We start from the raw sequence: 23274 nt of genomic DNA, 5'->3' as shown, positions 1-23274 counted from the left end.
AGTAAACGAGTTTCAGCAACGTGTGAAAATTGTGCCAAAGAAAAAGGCGATCAAAGTGATCGCCTTTTGGGGACAGGAGAGAGCAAAATTAACGAGTCGCCGTGTTGTAACTCTGAGCGTTGTTGCTATCGACCCAAATCTCTACGCGGCGATTTTTATCGCGGCCAAGTTTAGTTAAGTTGGAAGCGATCGGTGCCATCTCACCTAAACCAATTGAGCGTTGAATATTAATCCCGCGTGCTAGTAGTGCTTGTTCAACGGCTCTTGCGCGTTGAAGAGACAGTGTTCTATTTATTACCGGATCACCAATACTATCGGAAAAACCGATCAACGTAGCTTGCTGACCTGGATTGGATTCAAAGAATTGAATCACACGCTCCAAGTCGCGTACGGCTTTGTTATCTAAAACCACAGTGCCACTTTTAAAACGGAAGTTCAGGGATAAACGCTGAGCATTCTTAACGGATTGGACATATTCCTGCGGATAGGTATCCGTTAATACAGGTGTTGTCGGGTAGATATTTTGCGAAATAAAGCCGGCTTTTTTAACAACATCTTGTCCCTCTTTAGACAGAACAAAGCTGATAAAACGATGAGCTTCTGACTGCGTGCTAATGCTGCTTGGCTCGTAGATATAGAGACGACGAACCAGTGGGTAATCTTCTGTAGAGATCGTGAAAGAGGTTGGGTAGATTGGTAAACCTTTTTCACCATCAGAGATCGCTAGGGCTTTTGCACGTAAAACATAAGGTAGACCGATAAAGCCAATGGCTCCTGGGGTTTTACTTACGTTATCTGATAGTTCAACGCTGGACTCTAATCGCTCAGCAGATTCAGAAAGTTTAACCCCGTGCTTTTTAAGTACCATGGATTTAAATGAATCCCAAGTGCCCGAGTTGCTATCGCGGGCATAGATCTTAACCGCTAGATCGGGGCCGTCTAACTCGCTCCAGTTAGTAATATTACCGGCAAACAGCTTAGCCAGATCTTCAGTGCTGAGGTGAGCAATTGGGTTATCTGGATTAACAATAACGGCCAAGCCATCCATCCCAATGATGTGTTCGGTACTCTTAGATTTGAGATTGCCGTAACGACTTTCTAACTGCTCAACTTCTTTGTCTTTGATTCGACGGGAAGCCATCGCAAGGTCGGTTTTATTTTCGTTTAGGGCTTTAAAGCCCGTGCTAGAACCGTGCGCATGAATTGGAATAACCGAGATCTCTTTTTTGCCCGGGTAAGTAATCTCTAGGTTGTTTTCGACTTCAATATCACTCGCAACCAAAGTGGATTGCTGGGCTCCTTCGCTAGCGTAAAACGCTTTAAGCAATTCTGGCGCGAGTACTTCACCGATCGTGTTTGAACCTTGGATGCGGAAAGGTGTTGTTTTAACAACCTCTTCAACTTCAACTTCGACAACGGGTGCAGCTACAACCGGTTCTGGTTGTATTGCTGGTGGAGTAGTTTCAACATTCTTAATTTCAGTTCTGACTACTTCAACGGCTTTAGCAGGTTGAATTGTAGTTGTCTTTGCTGCCGGTCTAGGCTGCTCCGTCAACTTTGCAGCTGTGCTTGTAGGTTTCGGCTCACTGACCTCTGCGCTTGGTGCTTTAGCTTCTTGGGTTGTGTTAGAAAATTGGAACACAGCGAAGCCAAACACCAGTAAAACAACTGCTGCAATACCGTAGAAAATAGGCTTGTCGTTTGGCTCTTTATCAGACTTTTTCTTCTCTTGAACAGGAATTGCGGCAGGTTTTGGATCAGGTGGAAGCTCGACCTCTTTAGCTAGTTCTAGCTCGTCTGCTTCTAGCAGATCTTTATAGATCTTCTGTAGAGAGCGGCTTAGCGGTAGCTCACTAATATCTACATTGAGTAAGATCGCTTTGCGGTAATCTCTTTCGTGGGTAAAGCGGTGTAGATCTATTTTTTCATGGCCCTGTTTTTCCAGCGCGTTCTTAAACTTCCAGATAAGGTCAAAAACAGTAGTCTTCACAGCAATACTCTCATCTATTTTTGTGGTGATCTGTCACGGAGGCGGCTATTGTAGGGAGTAAAGGTTGCTGCAATATGACAATGCAGACATATAACTTAAGATCTGTATTAATTAGCCAAATTGATCAGTTAGTAGAGTAATAGGGCATGTTACAAGCACATAAAATTGAGCCTGTAGTGCAAGAGGAAGTGACAGGCTGCGGAATCGCCTCTGTAGCCAATGTCGTGGGTAAAACTTATGCCGAGATGAAACAGATCGCCAATTCGATGGGGATCTTTGCCGACGACAAATCACTTTGGTCCCAAACCGATTACGTTCGTCAGCTTTTGGCGAGTCAGAACATCTCTGTATCAAATACAGAGACGCCGTTTAATACTTGGCAAGAGTTGCCCGATTTAGCGCTTTTATCGATTAAGCACTATCAAGAAGAGGGTAAATACTTTTGGCATTGGGTTTTGTTCCAAAGGCTAGAAGGGAAGCCATTTGTGTTGGATTCTGCAAGCTATTTGGACAGTAATATCAGAACCGATTTTGATCAAATGCAGCCAAAGTGGTTTATCGAGCTCTCTAAACCTTAATCACTAACATTCATTGTTAATCAAAAGCTTACCTCTAATTTTTCCATTTTCTAAAACTCCAAATCTAAAATTCTTGTCTATACTGCTCTAGCAGCTTGGTAAAAGCTTATAGATTTCAGTGCATAACACTCTCCGGCAACAACAAGAATAAGGATGCGAAGTATGTCACGAGATAAATTTCGGTTGGTAACCCGTAGTGACTTTGATGGTTTAGTTTGTGCAGTTTTGCTTAAACATCTGGATCTGATTGATGATATTAAATTTGTGCACCCCAAAGATATGCAGGATGGCACAATCGATATAACCTCCAACGACATCACAACGAACCTGCCGTATGTCGAAGCTGCCCATCTCGTGTTCGATCACCACCTTTCTGAAACCATTCGAAATAAAGGCGAAAGAGAGAATCATATTATCGATCCCGAAGCACCATCTGCAGCTAGGGTTGTATGGCTACATTACGGCGGCATTGATGGTTTTCCTGATGAATGGACCGACATGATGGAAGCGGTTGATAAAGGTGATTCTGCACAATATAACCAAGAAGAAGTGCTAAACCCTAAGGGGTGGGAACTGCTAAATTTCTTGATGGATGCCCGTACAGGTCTTGGCCGTTTCCGCGAGTTTAGAATATCCAACTACAATCTGATGATGGACTTGATCGATTACTGCAAAGATCACAATATCGATGAGATCCTAGCACTGCCGGATGTGAAAGAAAGGGTCGATCTTTACTTTGAGCAAGAAGCGAAATTTAAAGACCAGATCAAACGTTGCGCTACCGTGCACGGCAACCTCGTTGTTCTAGATCTGCGTAACGAAGAGACTATCTACGCTGGCAACCGTTTTGTCATTTACGCGCTATTCCCCGAATGTAATATCTCGATCCACGTCCTCTGGGGTCTCAAACAACAGAACACAGTATTTGCTACTGGTAAGTCGATCTTTGATCGTGGTTCTAAAACCAATGTAGGCGAGCTGATGCTTAAATATGGCGGTGGTGGCCATCACGCAGCCGGAACCTGTCAGGTTGAAAATGATGCGGCTGTATCCACCTTAGATAAGTTGATCGGTCAGATTACGTCTGATGGCTAAAAAATAAAGTGGATTAGGTTTAAAAAGCCGAACGTTTCTAGGTTCGGCTTTTTAATGTCTTGATAATCTTATTGCAGTTTTGCTTTTCGCTGAACAAAACGGCCAATAGCTCAAAGCTATTCCGCTAACGCGAGCTTTTCAGCGTTTGGCATTACCGCAGTAGCACCGATTTTCTTATTCGATTTATTTCGAATGTAATCGTTTAATTTCTTTGCTGTACGCACAACGACATCCCATTTCCATTCTGAAACAAGACCAAGCTCTTCTTGGCTTTTTGATTCCCAAGCTTTTGCGCGTTTTTCAGAACTGTTGTTTGTTTGACTAGGCTTTAGGCCTTTAACGCTATTGCTTTGCAGTTCTAACTGAATTAACCCCCAGCCTTCGGCACGATGGCGTGTAGCTCCTTTAAACTTTTTAGAGTTCATTACTTGTTTACTGATAACAAAATTCTCAGAGGCGTCTGTAGGCCATAGCATTAGGTGGGCAGATTTACTCAGCTGTGTAGAAAACGTGTTGAGTTGGTAATATTCAATCACCTCTTCACTGCTGTGAAACTGCACTAATTCTGCGTCAGGCTCGGAATACTTCTGATAAACATTGCATTTCAGTTCATTAAAAATGAGATCTAAAATCATTTTGAAGTCTTCATCTACTGCATAAAAATTACAATTTGGCATAGCTACTCCACATAAAAAATGGGTTATATAGGGCTCAGAGATGGCCTCAGAAAAGGTGGCTAAGCGAACCGTCTGGATAGCTATCAAGGGCAGTACATTTAATGGGGAGATCATACGCTACTATTGGCTGTAATACTGCATACTCATAGCATTCCGGCTTAATACGATTAATTAATCAGCAATCTACTCGCTACGGTAGTCTAGGTTGGTTTTTAAAGGGCTTTCTAATTAGAAAGGGTGGGCGGATAATAAGCTCAATTTTTACGTTAATTTGTGATTTTTATGCGGTTAGACCGATTCGTTTGTAGAAGTACTCATTTAAACAAAGATCAGGTAACGAAGGTTATTCAAGATGGGCATGTCTTTGTTAATGGCAACCCAGTAAATAATCCTGTGCAACAGGTACATGAAAACAACACAATCATCCTTGATGGCGAAAAATTGCGACCCCGTAAACCTCGTTACATATTAATGAATAAACCGGCGGATACGATCTGTTCAAATATCGATGAAGCTTACCCATCCCTTTTTAATTATCTGGATATCGAAAATTTATCTGAGCTGCATATCGCTGGGCGATTAGATGCAGATACTACTGGGTTGGTTCTAATTACGGATGATGGCAGGTGGTCTTATCATGTAACCCACCCTCAGTACTTATGTGAGAAGGTATACAGAGTTAGTTTGCGTGCTCCATTAACTGAAGAGGCCCGTACAGTTTTAACTAAAGGGGTTTTGCTTCAAGGTGAAGAGGAACCGACTCATCCTGCTAAAATACAGATTATCCATAGTAAGCAAGTCCTTTTAACGATAACCGAAGGACGTTTTCATCAGGTAAAACGAATGTTTGCTGCAGTTGGAAATAGAGTAGTGGCTTTGCATCGTGAAAAAATTGGCTCGATCCAATTAAACGTTGATGAAGGTAAATGGCGCTATCTGACCTCCGATGAAGTTAATGCATTAAAGCGGTGAAAGATTGGCTTTGGGCTATGTATGGTAAGAAAATTTGTGAAATTTTTATCTGACTTGCTAATCGTATATATATTTAAGTTATGACTAAATTATCTTGTAAAGTTCTCATGTTACTTATTTCACTAATGGGTTCTGGTAGCGTTTTAGCTGAATCCTTAGAGCGTACTTTACGACTTGGTTGTGTTCAGTGGCCACCCTATATATCTGACGAACTGCCAGGGAATGGTTTTTTGGCAGAACTGAGTGATCTGATTGTAACGGCCTCTAACCAACATCTTGATGTTGTTATCATGCCTTGGAAAAGGGTAGTTAAGGGAGTTGATACTGGCGACCTAGATGGCTCGCTTTGTATGTTCAAAACAGAAGAGCGCAAATCACGAATGCACTATGTCGAGCCGCCGCTTCTGATCGAGCAAACCGTAGTTTTCCATCGCAAAGGGTTTACCCCTGAAATTGAAAAACTAGCAGACTTAAACAACTACTATCTAGGTATTTTGGACGGCTCAGGTTATCAGAAGGATGAGTTTATTCAGAAGCACCCGAAACTTACGGTCGTAAACTCCTTTGAAAACATGTTCAAAATGCTGGCAAAAGGCAGGGTGGATTTAATCTTGGCAGAATACCGTAACGGTATGGCGGTGATTGCGGAAACGCCTTCACTCGATTTCGAACAATTCTCCGTATTCCCATACTCCTATCAACATACAGACGTTCATATTGTTATCTCCCACAATGCTTTCAACAGTGAGGAGCTAACAAATACTCTAAACAAAGTCGCAGGAGACGTTATCAAAAGCGCCTCCGCAAAGGCGCTATATGAACGTCATGGGATTTTGGAGTTGCCTGAGCTTAAACCCTTATCCTCGGAATAATTTTCATTATTCAAAGCACTGCTAACTGCCAAACTGCGGTTTTAAATTTGTAACCGGGATTAATTCGAAGAGTTCACTGGTAGAACCTTTATGGATCCCAAAACAAGTTTGGGAAGACGGTACAATCTGAATCCCAAAACAGGCTGGAATGACTGTACAGACTAGGTCTCAAGCGTTAGGTATTGGGAGAACTATATAGTTCGTCTTTCCAGCGAAGGCTGGAATCCATAACAAACCAAAGCCCAATAAGTTTTTCGTACTCTTCAGATACCTAACGCCTAAGTTCTAAGAAGCCGCATTCAATAAGTGACGCTTTTCATCGAAGGCTCTCAATAAGCGCCTGCTGCATAATGAAGTTCATAACTGTGGCTGTAGATCTCGAGAATATTGCCAAACGGATCTTCCATATAAATCATGCGATAAGGCTTTTCACCTGGGTAGTAATAGCGTGGTTTAGCCATACGTTTTTTACCGCCGGCTGCGACAATCTTTTCTGCTAGGCCTTCGACATCCGGGTCCTGAACGCAGAAGTGGAAGATGCCTGTTTTCCAATATTCAAAGTTATTCTCAGGATTCTCCTGATTTTTGAACTGGAACAGCTCAACACCAATGCGATCGCCTGTTGATAGGTGTGCGATTCTAAAAGAGCCCCAATTAGGGCCAAACACGTCGGTACACATCTCGCCTATGGCGCTGTCATCTTCAGTTATCTCAGTCGGTTCCATAATCAGATACCAACCTAGAACCTCTGTATAGAATTTCACTGCGGCTTCAAGGTCAGGTACAGAGATACCAATATGAGAGAAAGTACGTGGGTAAGGTTGATTCATCGTTATACTCCAACAAGATTTATTGGAAGCAGTGTATAAAGAGGCTATGCTTATTAAAAATTATCATTTGGAATCAAAATAATAATTTATTGTTATGATAAATCCCCATCATCTCCGAACTTTTATTACCCTTGTTGAAACGCTGCATTTCACGAAAACGGCTGAGTTATTACATATGACCCAACCGGGGGTTAGCCAGCATATTAAGAAACTAGAGGCTAATCTGAACTGCCAGATCATCAGTCGCTTTGGCAAAAGCTTCGAACTAACCGAAGCGGGTGAAGAGTTGTATGAGTTTGCGCTAAAACAGTTTCAGGAAGAATCCGCTCTTTTAGATAGATTAACTGACGTTCAAGCAGAAAAGGGTGAAATTAAACTCGCCTGTTCAGGATCTATGGTGACCAAGCTATACCCTGATCTACTGCAAGTACAGAAGCGTTACCCAGAGTTATGCGTCAGTATGGAAGCGGCACCCAATCATGAAATTATTAAACAGATAAAAGACAGCAGAGTCGATCTGGGTTTGGTTACACAACTGATCAATGATGTTGAGCTACAGCAGGATCTTCTTGGGTACGATCCATTGTGCCTTGTTACACCTAAAGGCTGTGATGCTGCTTGGAGCGGATTAATGGCGTTAGGCTATATCAATCACCCAGACGGCCACCATTACGCTGTGCAGGTATTGGAGAATAATTTTGCCGAACATTTCAGAGGTATGGGGGAGATAAAACAGTCGGGTTATATCAACCAGCTAAGCCAGATCCTACTGCCAGTGGCTGAAGGCATGGGTTTTACTGTCCTGCCAGAATCCTCGATTGTGGGATCTGTCTATGATGAAACCATCGAAATTGCAGACTTAGCTGAAGTCGTGAAAGAGCCTGTTTATCGAGTACAGAAAAAATATCGCCCACTTCCTAAACGTTATGAATTGCTTGAAGGTGTTCTGAAAAAGCACTTTGAAGGCTAAGCGGATTTTGGCACGTTGATTGGTAGAAGAACCAAAATATTTGACGGTGAGTAAAGAAGAATAATGAGAGAAAGTTTAAGAAAGAAGATCATCGAAGTCTGTGATAAGAAGATTGCGAGTAAGGGAGTCAATGTAGGTATCTCATTCTACGCATTCTTCAAAAACAAAAATGATGATCCAGAGCTATTAATGGAAGCTGCCGAGTGGTGGATCAAAACTCACCAGCTCGATCACTTTGAGAAGGCAGTGAAGATTAGGGAAATGGTTAGGTCTATCTAGAAATTGTCCTAATAGGCTCACGATAGAATTCGATCTTCGCTTTTGTTGATTCTTCGTAAAGGGAAATTCTAACTAGCAATGGCGCTGTTTCGAATGTTCGGTTTGTCATGTGTAACAAGTACCTGCTCTAGTAACCCAAGCATCATCAGAGAACTCCCGAGATGTGGAAGCACCTCTACATAGATATTTCTATTCCTCATAGATGCTCTCTCGGCTTCTTGAGGGATATCTTCATGAACGTGTATACCGGCTGATAAAAAGTAGGGCAGTATTTTTATGTCAGTCGATCCTTGTTGGATACACTTTTCTATTGCTTCCTCGATCGAAGGGCGCGCTAATTCTAGAAATGCGGTCTCTATAATCGGGTATTCATTTTCAATTTTGTTCTGGAGTGAGGCCGTTAACTCAAGTACTTCGTTGTTAGAACGTTCGCGTCTACTACCGTGGGCCACAATGACGAGTGACTTCATCATATTTCCTGTCAATGTCGGGTTATATGTACAACTAAACTAACTTCAGAATTGAGCTTTATTCAGCCTCCAAGGCTTCCCCTCACAAGTGTGATAATGCTTACATGTTTTTCTACAGCCTCTGCATGGAAGTCTGTTGTTGGCTGAGGGCTTGTTTGTACTTGATGAATCAGGAGTGGTTTTCATGCATCACCGGCTTCTATTGACTGGTTAAGCACTTCTTTACGTGGGTTTAGTTTGATTGGATCAGAACGAGGTGGTTTTATCTCTTAATGGAAGCCGACGAGTGATAGATCTAAACTTAACAGCTTGATCATTTTGAGATGACTTTAAATATTTAAGAAATGGTTAAGTCTATTTAAGGCTAATGCAATGTAGAGGGTTAAAAAGGGGATTTCCCTTTTTTAATCTTTCAGGGAGATACTTATGAAACGATGGATAGTTGTACCGCTGCTACTGACCCTATTGGTTAGTGGGTGCGCGATGTTTACTTCTCATTATGACGCTACGCGTCATGAAAACTTCACTAAGCTAAAGGCTGCACATATTAAGCTCTTTGATAGTTGGACAATTGGGTCCGATAAGAGTTGGAAAGAAAGTGAAGTGACGCAATACTGCGAAAAAATAGATCTGAGCTTTAGAGAAGCATTTGAGTTTGCTAAGTCTAAAGATTCGAAAGATAAAACGGGGCAAACTGCGGTAAAGATTCTTTGGGAGGAATTTAGTGATAATTGTAAGCTTTCCCTCAAAAGGAAAAAGTTATTTAGCAAAGTCTATGTAGACGAAACGCGCCCACAAATTGAACAAAATTATGGATATGCCATAGCTGGTGAACTAGACCGAGTTAAGGCGCCAGAATAGGGAGATTATAATGGCACAGTTAAGAGATTTAATTGACGCAACGGGTGATGAAGCTAAAGAGTTTATCAAGAGCAGTTTGTTGGATTTGATTAAAGAGGCAAAATCCGAGACAGAATCAGTCGTTAAAGAAACGGGCGAAAAGATTGAAAAATGGTTGGTCTTTAAGCTCGAAGGCGAAATTGACTCAGATGAATTAGAAGCTTTGTTAAATACACGTCGACGTGTCATTAGGCAGTTTCTAAATAGTCAGGAAATTGCGACAAGAGCGAGATTAGAAAAGATTACAACCGGTTTGATTGACCTTGTCTTAAATAAGGCATTAGACGCAATAATATAAAACAGAAATAGAGTAAGGGGCTTAATCTAGCCCCTTAGATTATCTATTCAGAAAGTGCTAACTCTGCCATTTTCATGGTGCTATCAAAGGACTCGCAGCCTGCGATAAATAAGCCGTTATGGCAAAACATTGCATCGCTGATACCCGTCTCATCTTGCAGTGCTTTACCGGATAAGCCAGCCCATGATTTAGGCAGTGATTTTTTATCCTCAAAAGAGCCTGGTTTTACGGGTATTGCCTGAATACGCCATTGACCTGTATCGGATGGATAGACGATATACAAAGCCTCATTCGAGAGGGCGTGTACAGTTCTTTTCCAAGGTGTGTATTGCTCTAACACAATTACGCGCGGGTCTTCGGCATTCTCTATGGCTTTCGCAACGATATCTTTGGCGCTGATACCACCGTCAGCCGATGCAATAAAGCGGTTTAAAACCCGAGACGCAAAATCAACCGCTTCATCAAAGCTTTCATCGAAATGAGTATCTTCCTGCCAAGTTGGGTTAAACATAGAGATCGTTTGGCTCAGGCTCACCCCTTTAGCAACGCCATCACCATAACCACAATCGATCGCATCAATGGCAGAAACCAAATCAGCATCAACCGCATTAGCCACTTCAGCATTGCCTTGGCAAATATCAACACCATATTTCTGCCAAATCAATCCAAATGAGGAGTAGGGAATACCGTTCTCACGCGCACCCGCACCACCGCGTTGGTGGTGATCAAACCGACCTGTGTCTGGCTCATACTCACCACCAACATCAACCACAATATCAGCTTGACGGATAAGCTCTTCATCACGGGTACGAATCAGCTTAAAAGAAGGAAAAACGGCTCTAAGCGCAGCGATACTAAAAACATCATCTGCATGAAAATTACCGCTGTGCGTTACTATCGTGATATCAGGCATTTCTATTGCGTCATTTAAGTGTGGAAGGAAGGCCGCTAACCAAACCCTAGTGGTTAGGCTCGCTATTGAGACGTGACTGTCATCGTCTAATTGACGTGGAGGATACTATACGAAGGTAACAGAGAAGAATAGGGGGCTTCTGTATCTAGTGACCGAAGCTATAACTACTGATAGTGGTCAGTGTTTAACTGAATTCTTGAGACAGGCATACTCCTTTAATGCCTTAATCTAGCTCCTTAAGCGCTGCAATGACTTTTTTGCGTTGAGCCGTGACTATATCGAGTTTCTTACTCAGGAGGTTTCTTTCTGTTTCATCTTGTTCATCAGCAATTTTTTCTTTTAGTTGTTTCTTTTTCTTTTTTAACTTTTGCTGGATGTCTTTAAGGCATCTCTTTCGTTCACCCTTTTTCAGCTTCTCATCGTTGAGATATTCTTGGGTGATTTCTAAAAGCTTAAGCAGTTTCACAATCTTAACTCCAATCAATCCATGCTGAGATGTTATTTGTTATCTTCTAAAATTTCGGCAACTTCATCATCGCTAAGTGCCACGCTGCGCACTGCCTCATTCATATCCAAATTTCCGCTAGCGAATAGGGACTCACCCATCTGGATCAGGTTTTTGGCAACACCATAAGCGTAGTTAGCGTCATTCATCATTGAGGTTGCCATTATCGCAGTGATTTTTTTGTCGCGTATCAGTCTTTCCATCTCACCATTGACTGTCACGTCATTTGCTTTCATATCAAGTTTTAGATTATCTAGAGAAAGAATGTTTGAAGCATCTTCATCATCATTGCGGATATTATCCAGTTCACGCATCAGGTTACCCAGTTGAATACGGAACTTGTTGTATTCTGCTCGGATATGACAATTTGGGGAGAGAATGTACTGTGAAAGGTTTTTGTTCATGTGCTTGGTATCTTTAATTGCTTCCACAATATCGCGCCCTGCGGCACGTAGCCTGAACAATTCATCACTTTGTTCCGGGGTCATATTCGATTGTGCGCTACTAATGAACTTTACAATGTCACTGTAGAGGCCTTTGATACTCTTTTCATACTCGTCGTCAAAATCGATTGGCATCACTTTATTGTCTTGTCTGACGACATCTTCTAGATTTTTATCCGACAAAATATCCTCTCGATGTAAACTCAGGCCGTGGGCGAGGATGGCGAATGCATTGTCATACAATCTCAACGTCTCTTTACGGACAGCCTCAATTGCTGTGTCAGGCAGTTCTTCAGCTGCCTCATTGAGATAGATAGGTTTTTCTCTGGGCTGCACCGTTTCAGGCATAGCTTGAGTCAAAGAGTTGGCCAGTTTCTCGATGAAAGGCATCATCGCAATAATGCCGATCGTATTGAAAATCGTGTGAAATACGGCCAACTTCAAGGTGTAGTCGCCCGCGGAAATTCCAACCCAAGCACTAAAGCTATCTACCAAATCGGCAATTTGGTAGATAAACACAATGGCGATGAACGCGGTGACCATGTTAAAAATTAAGTGGGCTACAGCAAGGCGTTTACCCTGCACATTGGCACTCAACGAGCCAATAATGGCCGTAATAGTCGTACCTATATTGGCACCAATTGCCAAGGCCAAAGCGTTTTCATAAGTGATCTGCTGTGCCGCCAGAGCGGTAATTATGATGACCAAGGTTGCATGACTGGACTGCATAATCACAGTCGCGGCAACACCAATAAGGGTGAAAAGCATAATCCCGGCATAGCCCGAAACTGCAAAAGCTGTCAGGTCAATAGTATCGCGAAAGGCCTCAAAACCTTCCTTCATATGGTGAATGCCGAGGAATAGGAAACCGAGCCCCGCAAGAATATAGCCGATGCCGTTCATCGTTCTCGATTTCTGGAAAATCAGAATAATTCCGAATACCAGCATTGGCATAGCGTAGGCAGAAATCTTTACCTTCATGCCCAAGCCAGCAATTAACCAAGCGCCGGTGGTAGTGCCAAGGTTAGCACCAAAAATTATTCCGATTCCGGCGGCTAAGCCAATAAGTCCGGCACTCAAGAATGAGATAGTAATAACCGAAACCAATGAGCTGGATTGCATAACAGAGGTGCTGACCACACCAAATGTCAGTGATTTCCATGGGCCATCGGTCGTTTTACGCAGTATTTGCTCTAACACTCCGCCAGTGAAGGATTTAAAGCCTTCTTCAAGGGCAAGCATCCCGAAAAGGAAAATAGCAACGCCGGCAGCGATTTCCTTGAAGTTTGGACTGATCCAGAAACCCCAAGCTAAAATCGCAAGCATGGTGAATAAAATTATCTTCCTGAACATTTACGAGAGCTGCCCCTGTAGATTTTTATAATATAACCAGCCTAAAAGGTAGAATTACATTCAGAATTTAACTTATTGAAAAATAGGCCATATCTATATTTCTAGCATCATTCCTCGTAATGTGAAGAAAAGAATGGCGGCCATGATGCCTGCCGCAGGGACAGTGATGACCCAGGCCGCAGCGATTTTTAACAATGCCGAACGTTTAACCAATTCTGTACGGTAGATTTTTTTCAGACTTTTACGCTCTTTTTTGTTTAGTTCAGCGGAAGCTTTGTGCTCTTTAAGCTGTTTAAGCAGCACGCCTTTTTCTTCGATTGTTGCATTCTCGAATGTCTCGATGAACTGCTGGACTTTATCTTCATCTTCTTCCGGGTGGTGAGCGTGTATTTCTGCGATTTTTTTCGCATAATTGGCTTTTAAATACTCACGCAAGAAACCAACCCCGAAAACTCCACCAACGGCAATATGAGTTGAAGATACTGGCAGGCCAAGCTGAGAAGCTATGATGACGGTAATCGCTGCCGCCATGGCAATAGAAAAAGCACGCATCTGGTTGAGCTCTGTAATTTCAGAACCCACTGTTTTGATCAGTTTTGGACCGTATAAGGCTAAGCCGAGCGCGATACCAAGGGCACCAATCATCATTACCCATATTGGAATGCTGGCTTTGGCCGACACTTCGCCACTCATAATGGCATCATTTATGGCTGCAAGCGGACCAACCGCATTGGCAACGTCATTTGCACCGTGAGCAAAGCTCAACAGTGCCGCGGCAAAGATCAATGGAATTGTGAATAAAGAGTTAACGGAATCCTTAGTGTTCTCAAGTTTATCGGCAGCAGATCTAATCATGGGTTTTACAACCACATAGACAACGGCAGCCGCTAAAGCTCCAATGATTGCGGCAATAGCAAAGTCTAGTTTCCAGATTTTCTTCAGACCTTTCAGAGCCAAGTAAGTAGAGAATGCCCAAGCCATGACAGTAACTAAAATAGGCACCCATTTTTTGGCTGCGGTGATCATGTCGGTCTGATATGTAATATTCTTTTTGATCAGCATTAAGAAGGATGCCGCAATCACTCCACCCATTACAGGGGAGATAACCCAACTGGCAGCAATCATGCCCATTTTGTCCCAGTTGGCGACAGCTACGCCCCCTGCAGCCATACCGGCACCTAATACACCACCCACAATGGAGTGGGTAGTCGAAACAGGTGCACCTAATGACGTGGCGATATTAAGCCATATAGCAGCAGAGAGTAGGGCAGCCATCATTAGCCAGATAAATGTATCCGCATCCTGAATTATTTCAGGATTGATGATCCCTTTTTTGATGGTGCTCACTACATCACCGCCGGCCAGTAATGCCCCAGCAGCTTCGAAAACTGCAGCAATGATAATAGCGCCGGTCAATGATAATGCTTTGGAACCAACCGCAGGACCTACGTTATTTGCCACATCATTAGCACCGATGTTCATCGCCATATAACCACCGATCATGGCCGCAGCAACAAGCATTATTCCGTTTGGAACGTTACCCACCGTTGAGTAACTGTACATAATGACCCCTACAATAAAGAGGATTGCGTAGCCCAGCCTGACGATTTCGGGTCTGCCGAAGAGTGTAGCTTGCTCTAGTTTGTCGAGTTGGTTGATATCCACTTCCGTTTTACTCCTCAGGTTCATGCATAAATGGACGAGTTTTCAGTTAGTTCCGAAGTGTTCCGTTCGTCACGAAATAGAAATATATGATTAACAAATCTAACTTTCTGCATGGTTTAAAACCATTGAGCAGATCAATAAAACAGGTTTTAAATAGATAAATTCGAGAAGGTGATTTTTTTGGTAATAAGGAGCGAGATTTTTAAAGGGGGAGAACGGAGCAATGGTTTTTCCTAGCCACTAGCCACTAACAGCTAACAGCTAACAGCCACGAAGTGGCGTTCTCTAGCCGCAGGCGTCTTGTTAGGCATACTTTGCTATGTGATTTGAATCTCCTCAAATGCTAGACTGAGAGCAGAAATTAATCGGAGGCTCTATGTCAGCTGCATTCGAAAGAGTTATTGATGAAATAGACTCCTTGTCCCCAAAGGAGAAGGCGCTTTTGGCTCATCGTCTGATTGAATCACTGGATTCAGCACAGGATGAAGATGTTGAGCAAGCTTGGAAAGAATTAGCTGAAAAGCGTCATGATGCATTGTTATCTGGCGAAGCTAAAGCGATATCTTGGGAAGAGATAAAACTGCAGGTAAAGTAAAGGGCTAGGATGCCAGAGATCAAATTTCACCCGGATGTGAGCCAAGAAGTCAGAACTGCATACCAATGGTATGAAGAGCAAGCCCAAGGGTTAGGCGATGACTTTCTTATCGAGCTTGAATATTCATTTAGGCTTATCCGAGAACAACCAAATAAGTGGCCTGCTTTTAGTGCAAGAACACGTCGGTTCCTTCTAAGAAAATTCCCTTTTTCCGTTATCTATACCTCATCTACAGAAGTCATTTTGGTGTTGGCTGTTATGCATAATCGGCAAAAGCCGGGGTATTGGGAGGAGTGGGGGTGAGTAAGCTAGGATTTAGATTTAGATTAGGACGCTCAAAAGGGCTTTACCCCTTTAATCATTAATCAGATGTCCCGGTGATCGTAGCTACAACTACTGATAGTGGTTAGTGTTAAGGGTTCGCTGTAAGTTAGAAGTCCAATAAAAGGCTCTGACCCCTTAAATTACTGAAGTTTATTTCGCTGTAACCTCTCGAAATAATGTGTACTATCTTTGGGAGGTTATGAATGCATTTGGGGAAGTAATGTAAGGAGTAACTGATTGTCTGTTCTTGATATTTATTCAATTGATGCACGCTGTGAGTTTGAGAAGGGATTTCTCATGCCATTTATTTGTACTGTAAATAGATCTTTTTATTATGCGAAAGGTTCCAATACGCAGCCTAAAGGGCTTATCAATGAGTGGGTTTGTGCGTGTTTAGCAAAAAAATTTGGCTTACCAGTACCTGAATTTTGTTTGCTAAGGTTGGACTCGTGTTTGAAAGGGATAGTAAGCGAAGAATGGGTACATGACTTGGGATTTGAATTTTTATTTGGGTCTAAATCAGTTGCTCCTTGTGAGAAAATAACAATATCAGATATTGAAAATTACCCACCTGACTTAAAAAGGGATATTTTAGTCTTTGATGCTTGGATTCTAAATAATGACAGGATGTTAACTGCTTCGGGAGGGAATCCTAATTTATTAATCACCATGCCAAAAGCAGAGCTTAAAGTAATAGATCATAATTTGGCATTTGATACCGAATTCAATCAAAAAGATCTGAGAAATTTTCATGTGTTTTCTAAAGTCTTAGAGACTCATCCGATACAGCTACCTGAACAAGCTGATTACTGTGAGAGGTTTGAGTCAGTAATGGATGATTTTGATGACATAGTTAGTCAGATTCCAGATGAATGGTTAGAGTCTCTTTCTTGCTCGGGTGCATATCTATCAGAAATAAAAGGTATACTTAACAAGTATAAAGATGAGAGCTATTGGGGGTGGCTGACATGAAGAAGTTTGCATGCCAGTACAAAGTTATTAGGTTTGCGCCATTTGCAGAAACAGGAGAGTTTGCCAACGTTGGTGTGGCCCTTCTATGTCCTGCTTCACGTGAATTTATTTTTCAACTTGCTCCTAAGAGATTTGGTCGTGTTACCAGCTTTTTTGAGGGGATGGATCCTGCTGTGTATCGCACTACCATCGAACATCTAAGCAAGGAACTTAATAGATTTAAAAATCTAGTATCAATAGATACGCATGAAGGGCTAGTTAAACAGCTTTTTGAAGATTTACTAAGAGAAAAGGGGTCGATTCTCCGTTTCTCTGACACTGGTGTTCTTCTTACCGAGAATATGGATCAAGCTTTAGAAGATCTGTATGGATTTCATGTTGGTCGGAGGTTTATTAATAGGAGCCACCGAGAGCAAGAAATGGTGAAACGGCTTCGGGTTAGTTTGCAGCAATTTGACCTTCAGAAGGTTTTCAAAAAACAAAATTTGACAGATGGTTTACATGAGGCAAATTTCCCTTTCGTTCGTGGCGCAGCAGATAGGCCTTTGGCAGCAATAAAACCTCTTGCGTTTGACCAAGCAGCTAAGAAAGGGGTGGTGGAAAATGCAGATCAGTGGTTCGCTAAGTTACGAAGTTTGGTTGGGGCAAATGTAATAGCGCCTGAGAAGCTTTTGATTAGTATGGCTGATCCTATTTTAAAAAATCAGACAGATAACGACCTCGTCAAAGGTTACCTTGGTCAAATACGGAAAGAGCTTTGTAAAATAGGTGTCAAGGCAGTCCATGCGGATGATAAATCTGCAGTTGATGGTTTCCTTCGGATGCAGGCTGAGGGAAAAGCCTAAATAATTTGAAAATATTTTAAGGTTTACATAAAAAACCGAACCCAAAAGGTTCGGTTTTTTGCTTTTTCTAGCAGCCACGAAGTGGCGTTCTAAAAGCGAAGCGATCTCTAGCCGTAGGCGTCCTCTAGGCGAAGCCGTCCTAAGCCGAAGGCGTTAACCCTCCTCAGGCTCATAACCCAAGTTAGGTGCCAACCAACGCTCTGCTTCTTTCATCTCCATACCTTTACGCTTCGCATAGCTTTCTACTTGGTCTTCGCTGATTTTCGCAACACCGAAGTATTGTGATTCAGGGTGGCTGAAGTAGAAGCCGCTTACTGCTGCGGTTGGCAGCATTGCGTAAGAGTCAGTGATGGTCATGCCAGTGTTCTTCTCAACATCTAGCAGTTCCCAAAGTGGGCCTTTCTCTGTGTGCTCTGGGCACGCAGGATAACCTGGCGCAGGGCGGATGCCTTTGTATTTCTCGGCGATCAGATCTTCGTTAGATAGCTGCTCGTCAGATGCATAACCCCAGATCTCTTTACGCACTTTATCGTGCATCATCTCAGCTAGGGCTTCGGCAAAACGATCTGCCAAAGCTTTGACCATGATGGAGTTGTAGTCATCGTGGTCCGCTTCGTATTGCTCTACCAGTTCGTCACAGCCGTGACCTGTAGTTACCGCAAAGGCACCTAGGTAGTCTTGTTTGCCAGATTCTTTTGGTGCTACGAAGTCGGTTAGACACATATTAGCTTTGCCAGCGACTTTTTCAGTTTGCTGACGTAGGTGATGTAGCTGCATCAGTACTTCGTTGCGGCTTTCATCTGTGTACAGCTCGATATCGTCGTGGTTAACGCTGTTCGCTGGGAAGATACCAACAACCGCTTTAGCGGTTAGTAGTTTTTGATCAACCAGATCTTTTAGCATCGCTTGAGCATCTGCAAATAGGCGAGTCGCTTCTTCACCGATGATTTCGTCATTTAGGATGCGAGGGTAACGACCCGCTAGCTCCCACGAGTGGAAGAACGGCGTCCAGTCGAAGTACTCTTGAAGATCGCTTAAGGCGATATCATCAAAGACGTGAATGCCTGGTTTTAGCGGTGCTGGTGGAGTGTAGTCATCCCACTCGATTTGGTATTTGTTTTCACGTGCTGCTTCAAGTGTGACACGACGTTTGTCATTCATACGGGCAGCATGGCGATCACGCACTGCTTGATATTCTTCCTGAATTTCTTTTACGTAACCTGCTTTCTTCTTGCCTAATAGGTTAGAGGCAACGTTTACTGCACGGGATGCGTTAGTTACGTGTACCACTTGATCGCGGTGGAATACCGGATCGATCTTAACCGAGGTGTGGGCTTTAGATGTAGTTGCGCCACCGATCAGTAGAGGAATATTAAATTCCTGACGTTCCATCTCTTTGGCTACGTGAACCATCTCGTCTAGGGATGGTGTGATCAAACCGGATAGGCCGATTAGATCAGCGTTTTCTTCACGCGCGGTCCGCAGAATTGTTTCTGCTGGTACCATTACGCCAAGGTCGATGATCTCGTAGTTGTTACATTGCAGTACTACGCCCACGATGTTTTTACCAATATCGTGTACGTCACCTTTTACTGTTGCCAGTACGATCTTACCGTTAGAAGTACTTGCACCATCTTTCTCTTCTTCGATAAATGGCATTAGGTAAGCAACAGCTTTTTTCATTACACGTGCAGATTTTACTACCTGCGGCAGGAACATCTTACCGGCACCAAATAGGTCACCAACCACGCTCATGCCATCCATTAATGGACCTTCGATTACGTGAAGAGGGCGATCGTGGCTTTGACGGGCTTCTTCTGTGTCGTCTTCGATAAATTCGGTGATACCTTTTACTAGAGCGTGTTCTAGACGTTTATTAACGTCCCAGCTACGCCATTCCTGTGCCTTGGTATCTTCTTGTTGAGCACCGTCACCGCGGTATTTTTCCGCAATATCCAGTAGGCGCTCAGTGCCGTCTTCACGGGTGTTCTGGATAACGTCTTCAACGGCTAAACGAAGCTCTTCTGGCAAATCATCGTAGATTGCCAATTGTCCGGCGTTAACGATACCCATATCCATGCCTTGTTGAATCGCATGGTAAAGGAACACACAGTGGATCGCTTCACGTACTGGGTTATTACCACGGAAGGAGAAGGATACGTTAGATACACCACCGGAGATTTTCGCGTAAGGTAAGTTCTTTTTAATCCAGCCTGTTGCTTGAATAAAGTCGACTGCGTAGTTGTTGTGCTCTTCGATACCGGTTGCTACGGCAAAGATGTTTGGATCGAAGATGATATCTTCTGGTGGATAGCCTACGGTATCGACCAATACACGGTAAGAGCGCTCACAGATCTCGATCTTACGCTCGTAAGTATCGGCCTGACCTGTTTCGTCAAAGGCCATAACCACTACAGCGGCACCGTAGCGGCGAAGCTTTTTCGCTTGCTCGATAAAGTTCTCTTCGCCTTCTTTAAGGCTGATCGAGTTAACAACACCTTTACCTTGGATGCACTGAAGTCCGGCTTCGATAACGTCCCACTTAGAGGAGTCGATCATGATCGGTACGCAAGCGATATCTGGCTCAGATGCGATCAGGTTAAGGAACTTAACCATCGCTGCGTGAGCATCCAGCATGCCTTCGTCCATGTTGATATCGATGATCTGGGCACCGTTTTCAACCTGTTGGCGCGCAACATCTAGTGCAGTTTCGTAGTCCTGCTCTTTGATCAAACGCTTGAACATAGCAGAACCAGTAACGTTGGTACGCTCACCAACGTTAACAAATAAAGTATCTTCGCCAATGTTCATTGGCTCAAGACCTGACAGGCGACACTCTACTGGTAGTTCTGGCAACTGGCGTGGAGCTGCTTTTTCGGCAGCTTCACGAATGGTTTTGATGTGTGCTGGGGTCGTACCACAGCAACCACCGATAATATTTAGGAAGCCAGACTGCGCCCATTCGCCGATCTCTTCGGCCATCTGTTCTGGTGTTTCGTCGTAACCACCAAAGGCATTTGGCAGACCTGCGTTAGGGTGAGCAGAAACAAAGGTTTCGGAGATGCGAGACAGTTCTTCTACATACTGGCGCAGTTCTTTTGGACCAAGTGCACAGTTTAAACCAACGGAAATTGGTTTGGCGTGACGTACTGAGTTCCAAAATGCTTCGGTTGTTTGACCTGATAGGGTACGACCGGATGCATCAGTGATCGTACCAGAGATCATCACTGGCAAACGGATATCGTTTTCTTCGAAGTAAGTTTCTACTGCGTAGATTGCAGCTTTCGCATTGAGTGTATCGAAGATAGTTTCGATCAGGATGATGTCGGAACCACCCTCAATCAAACCGTCGATAGATTCTGTGTACGCTTCAACTAGCTCATTAAAGGAAACGTTACGGTACGCCGGGTCGTTTACATCTGGAGAGATAGAACAGGTACGGTTTGTTGGGCCAAGCACACCCGCAACATAGCGTGGGCGCTCAGGTGTTTCGGCTGTGATTTCGTCACAGGCTTCGCGGGCTAAGCGCGCGGCTTCGACGTTGATCTCACGGCTGAATGCTTCCATCTCGTAATCAGCCATAGCGATCTGGGTCGCGTTGAATGTATTGGTCTCGATGATATCAGCACCGGCCAATAGGTATTCTTTGTGAATTGCTTTGATGATATCTGGCTTAGTGAGTACCAAAAGGTCGTTATTACCTTTAACCTCGATGTGCCAGTCTGCGAAACGCTCGCCGCGGTAATCCGCTTCTTCAAGCTTGTAATCCTGAATCATGGTGCCCATACCACCATCTAGAATCATAATGCGTTTTTTAAGGCTCTCTGAAAGCGTTTCAATCAAAGTTTTATCTGTCACAGTTAAATACCTAAATCAGCGACTACTAGAATAAGGGCGCTATTGTAAATCAATTAGTTAAGAAAGGGAGTGAGGAAAGTTAATCTATTGATGAACAACGCTCAATTTGAGCTTAGCAAAGCTAATAAATAGCACTAATTTAGCTATATCTTTAGTATCAGATCCTATATGAGGGGCGGGTATTAAATCTGTTTGTGCTAAAGAATGCTCAATTTTCCCTTAATATTTTCCCAGATGGTGGTAGAATGCCGCCCTTTGTGCAGTGCGAATATATCTCGAAGGGCAAAAATGTCAGTCCTTTAGACGTTTTTCGTATTATGTGCAGCGCAAAATACTGGTTAAAATGCGGTTTTTTGTGGACGAGCTTTCCTGTCATACCGTTAACAAGGGTAGAAACAGGTACAGCGTTGATGTGTTACTCATATTTTTCGGCCAAAAGCTGAGATGAGTAGCGAAAGGGGGCAACCAGGGTAACCCTGGTAAAGATGAGCAAACGCAGGATTTAGTCTATGCTGCAGACATTCTTAAAGTGCAAGCTACACCGTGTAACAGTAACTCACGCTGAGCTTCACTACGAAGGTTCATGTGCGATCGATGGTGTGTTGCTTGATAAGTCAGGCATTCGTGAATATGAACTAATTCATATTTACAATATCAACAATGGCGAACGCTTTACTACTTATGCAATCCGTGCAGAAGAAAACAGCGGTATTATCTCTGTTAATGGTGCGGCAGCGCATAAAGCAAGTAAAGGTGATCTACTTATCATCGCTTCTTACGTTCAATTGGACGACAAAGAGGTTGACGAACACCAGCCAACACTTTGCTACTTTGAAAATGCGAAGTCAGATGGCGGCGTAGGCGCAACTGATGAAGAGCTTCATCAGCGCAACGTGCTAACAGGTATGAAACGCGCAATTCCTGTTCAGCCGAAAGATATCTGATCAAGATTTTTAAAAAAGCCACTCACCATTGAGTGGCTTTTTTGTTTAGAGAACCCGCCTAGTGCGGGTTTTCTTTTGCCTGTGTGTTTGAAGTGAATCCCACTTGGGTATGAGTTTTTAGGCCTAATAGCGCCTTGCATGGTAGGGCTATTGCGGGTAAATTGGCGCCCAGAATATTGCTTAGGCAACCATAATAAGCACACCAAAATACTATTTAGGAGTTACACGTGGAACTCGCATGTCTTGACCTTGAAGGGGTATTGATCCCAGAAATCTGGATCGCTTTTGCTGAAGAAACTGGTATTGAAGAATTAAAAGCGACGACTCGTGATATTCCTTGTTACGACGAGCTAATGCAGCAGCGTCTTCGCATTCTTGATGAGCACGGTCTAAAACTTCCGCAGATTCAGGAAACAATCAGCAAACTTGAGCCGCTTGAAGGCGCTGTTGAGTTTGTTAACTGGTTACGTGAGCGTTTTCAAGTTGTGATCCTATCTGACACATTCTATGAATTCTCTCAGCCGCTAATGCGTCAGCTAGGCTTCCCAACACTTCTTTGCCACAAGCTTGAAGTAGACGAAGATGGCCGTATCACTGACTACACATTGCGTCAGAAAGATCCTAAGCGTCAGTCTGTTCGTGCATTCCAGTTGTTGAACTACCGTGTAATCTCTGCGGGTGATTCTTACAACGACACAACTATGCTTAAGCAAGCAGAGGCGGGTATCTTGTTCCACGCGCCGGATAATGTGATTGCTGAGTTCCCTCAGTTCCCAGCCGTTCACACGTACGAAGATCTGAAGAAAGAATTTATCAAGGCGAGCAACCGCGATCTAAGCCTGTAATTCTTTTCTACTTAACCTACCACTCAAAAAACCTTAATTTGAGTGGTAGATTAGGTATTCTACCCAAGCCTTCCTTATTAG

23 protein-coding genes are annotated in these 23274 nt (G+C 43.3%); 14 read left to right on the top strand and 9 right to left on the bottom strand.

What is annotated here, in order from left to right; translation table 11 throughout:
* Window positions 1-88 precede the first annotated feature (88 nt).
* Window positions 89-1990: a phosphate ABC transporter substrate-binding/OmpA family protein gene (locus tag ACMXYV_RS10550; protein WP_415888455.1), complete on the bottom strand. Its 1902-nt coding sequence runs from the start codon at window positions 1988-1990 to the stop codon at window positions 89-91.
* Window positions 1991-2136: 146 nt separating this feature from the next.
* Here ACMXYV_RS10550 and ACMXYV_RS10545 point away from each other — a divergent pair, with 146 nt between their 5' ends.
* Window positions 2137-2568 carry a hypothetical protein gene (locus tag ACMXYV_RS10545; protein WP_415888454.1) on the top strand — a complete coding sequence of 144 codons (432 nt, stop codon included), beginning with the start codon at window positions 2137-2139 and terminating at the stop codon, window positions 2566-2568.
* A gap of 162 nt (window positions 2569-2730) precedes the next feature.
* The gene (locus ACMXYV_RS10540) at window positions 2731-3663 is read left to right on the top strand and encodes an exopolyphosphatase (RefSeq protein WP_415888453.1); all 933 of its coding nucleotides are present in this window, start codon (window positions 2731-2733) and stop codon (window positions 3661-3663) included.
* A 116-nt stretch (window positions 3664-3779) separates the two neighbouring features.
* Here the strand turns inward: ACMXYV_RS10540 and ACMXYV_RS10535 are convergent, their stop codons facing one another.
* Window positions 3780-4340, bottom strand: a complete 561-nt coding sequence (locus ACMXYV_RS10535) for a hypothetical protein (protein ID WP_415888452.1) — start codon at window positions 4338-4340, stop codon at window positions 3780-3782.
* A gap of 282 nt (window positions 4341-4622) precedes the next feature.
* Here ACMXYV_RS10535 and ACMXYV_RS10530 point away from each other — a divergent pair, with 282 nt between their 5' ends.
* Both ACMXYV_RS10530 and ACMXYV_RS10525 read left to right on the top strand, forming a co-directional pair.
* Complete coding sequence (locus tag ACMXYV_RS10530; protein ID WP_415888451.1) at window positions 4623-5312, top strand: pseudouridine synthase; 690 nt, start codon at window positions 4623-4625, stop codon at window positions 5310-5312.
* Between the two features lie 107 nt (window positions 5313-5419).
* Window positions 5420-6184, top strand: coding sequence for a substrate-binding periplasmic protein (locus ACMXYV_RS10525; RefSeq protein ID WP_415888450.1), 765 nt, complete (start codon window positions 5420-5422; stop codon window positions 6182-6184).
* Window positions 6185-6513: 329 nt separating this feature from the next.
* Here ACMXYV_RS10525 and ACMXYV_RS10520 read toward each other — a convergent pair whose 3' ends face one another.
* Window positions 6514-7014, bottom strand: a complete 501-nt coding sequence (locus ACMXYV_RS10520) for a lactoylglutathione lyase family protein (protein WP_415888449.1) — start codon at window positions 7012-7014, stop codon at window positions 6514-6516.
* Window positions 7015-7108: 94 nt separating this feature from the next.
* On the opposite strand from ACMXYV_RS10520, the gene ACMXYV_RS10515 reads away from it, so the two are divergent.
* A complete protein-coding gene (locus tag ACMXYV_RS10515) occupies window positions 7109-7984 on the top strand; it encodes a LysR family transcriptional regulator (RefSeq protein ID WP_415888448.1) in 876 nt (291 codons plus the stop codon).
* A gap of 63 nt (window positions 7985-8047) precedes the next feature.
* Entirely contained in the window at window positions 8048-8263 is a 216-nt protein-coding gene (locus tag ACMXYV_RS10510; protein ID WP_415888447.1) for a DUF6500 family protein, read from the top strand.
* Between the two features lie 68 nt (window positions 8264-8331).
* On the opposite strand, the gene ACMXYV_RS10505 is transcribed toward ACMXYV_RS10510, so the two are convergent.
* Window positions 8332-8733: a sirohydrochlorin chelatase gene (locus ACMXYV_RS10505; RefSeq protein WP_415888446.1), complete on the bottom strand. Its 402-nt coding sequence runs from the start codon at window positions 8731-8733 to the stop codon at window positions 8332-8334.
* A gap of 426 nt (window positions 8734-9159) precedes the next feature.
* Here ACMXYV_RS10505 and ACMXYV_RS10500 point away from each other — a divergent pair, with 426 nt between their 5' ends.
* Together ACMXYV_RS10500 and ACMXYV_RS10495 are read left to right on the top strand one after the other, a co-directional pair.
* A complete protein-coding gene (locus ACMXYV_RS10500; RefSeq protein WP_415888445.1) occupies window positions 9160-9594 on the top strand; it encodes a hypothetical protein in 435 nt (144 codons plus the stop codon).
* A gap of 10 nt (window positions 9595-9604) precedes the next feature.
* Complete coding sequence (locus tag ACMXYV_RS10495) at window positions 9605-9931, top strand: hypothetical protein (protein ID WP_415888444.1); 327 nt, start codon at window positions 9605-9607, stop codon at window positions 9929-9931.
* Window positions 9932-9974: 43 nt separating this feature from the next.
* Here the strand turns inward: ACMXYV_RS10495 and ACMXYV_RS10490 are convergent, their stop codons facing one another.
* From ACMXYV_RS10490 to ACMXYV_RS10475, 4 genes are all read right to left on the bottom strand, one after another.
* Window positions 9975-10844: an MYG1 family protein gene (locus ACMXYV_RS10490; protein WP_415888443.1), complete on the bottom strand. Its 870-nt coding sequence runs from the start codon at window positions 10842-10844 to the stop codon at window positions 9975-9977.
* A gap of 223 nt (window positions 10845-11067) precedes the next feature.
* On the bottom strand, window positions 11068-11310 hold the full coding sequence (locus ACMXYV_RS10485; RefSeq protein ID WP_415888442.1) for a hypothetical protein: 243 nt from the start codon (window positions 11308-11310) through the stop codon (window positions 11068-11070).
* 32 nt (window positions 11311-11342) lie between these two features.
* A complete protein-coding gene (locus ACMXYV_RS10480; RefSeq protein ID WP_415888441.1) occupies window positions 11343-13145 on the bottom strand; it encodes a Na/Pi cotransporter family protein in 1803 nt (600 codons plus the stop codon).
* 93 nt (window positions 13146-13238) lie between these two features.
* Window positions 13239-14810 carry an inorganic phosphate transporter gene (locus ACMXYV_RS10475; RefSeq protein ID WP_415888440.1) on the bottom strand — a complete coding sequence of 524 codons (1572 nt, stop codon included), beginning with the start codon at window positions 14808-14810 and terminating at the stop codon, window positions 13239-13241.
* Window positions 14811-15186: 376 nt separating this feature from the next.
* On the opposite strand from ACMXYV_RS10475, the gene ACMXYV_RS10470 reads away from it, so the two are divergent.
* The 4 genes from ACMXYV_RS10470 to ACMXYV_RS10455 all read left to right on the top strand — a co-directional run bounded on the left by ACMXYV_RS10470 (window position 15187) and on the right by ACMXYV_RS10455 (window position 17546).
* Window positions 15187-15405, top strand: a complete 219-nt coding sequence (locus tag ACMXYV_RS10470; protein ID WP_415888439.1) for an addiction module protein — start codon at window positions 15187-15189, stop codon at window positions 15403-15405.
* Between the two features lie 9 nt (window positions 15406-15414).
* Entirely contained in the window at window positions 15415-15708 is a 294-nt protein-coding gene (locus ACMXYV_RS10465; protein ID WP_415888438.1) for a type II toxin-antitoxin system RelE/ParE family toxin, read from the top strand.
* Window positions 15709-15966: 258 nt separating this feature from the next.
* The gene (locus ACMXYV_RS10460; RefSeq protein WP_415888437.1) at window positions 15967-16701 is read left to right on the top strand and encodes a HipA family kinase; all 735 of its coding nucleotides are present in this window, start codon (window positions 15967-15969) and stop codon (window positions 16699-16701) included.
* Complete coding sequence (locus ACMXYV_RS10455; RefSeq protein ID WP_415888436.1) at window positions 16698-17546, top strand: DUF3037 domain-containing protein; 849 nt, start codon at window positions 16698-16700, stop codon at window positions 17544-17546. Before ACMXYV_RS10460 ends, ACMXYV_RS10455 begins: the two co-directional genes overlap by 4 nt.
* 153 nt (window positions 17547-17699) lie before the next feature.
* Here ACMXYV_RS10455 and metH read toward each other — a convergent pair whose 3' ends face one another.
* Window positions 17700-21350 (bottom strand): methionine synthase, encoded by a 3651-nt coding sequence (gene metH, locus ACMXYV_RS10450; RefSeq protein WP_415891437.1) that lies wholly within the window; start codon window positions 21348-21350, stop codon window positions 17700-17702.
* Window positions 21351-21913: 563 nt separating this feature from the next.
* Here metH and panD point away from each other — a divergent pair.
* Window positions 21914-22348 carry an aspartate 1-decarboxylase gene (gene panD / locus ACMXYV_RS10445; protein ID WP_415881534.1) on the top strand — a complete coding sequence of 145 codons (435 nt, stop codon included), beginning with the start codon at window positions 21914-21916 and terminating at the stop codon, window positions 22346-22348.
* Between the two features lie 227 nt (window positions 22349-22575).
* A complete protein-coding gene (thrH, locus tag ACMXYV_RS10440; RefSeq protein WP_415887833.1) occupies window positions 22576-23193 on the top strand; it encodes a bifunctional phosphoserine phosphatase/homoserine phosphotransferase ThrH in 618 nt (205 codons plus the stop codon).
* Window positions 23194-23274 lie beyond the last annotated feature (81 nt).

It is taken from the genome of Neptuniibacter sp. SY11_33 (assembly GCF_047778025.1).
Lineage (GTDB): Bacteria > Pseudomonadota > Gammaproteobacteria > Pseudomonadales > Balneatricaceae > Neptuniibacter.
This window is presented reverse-complemented; position numbering and strand designations above follow the sequence as displayed.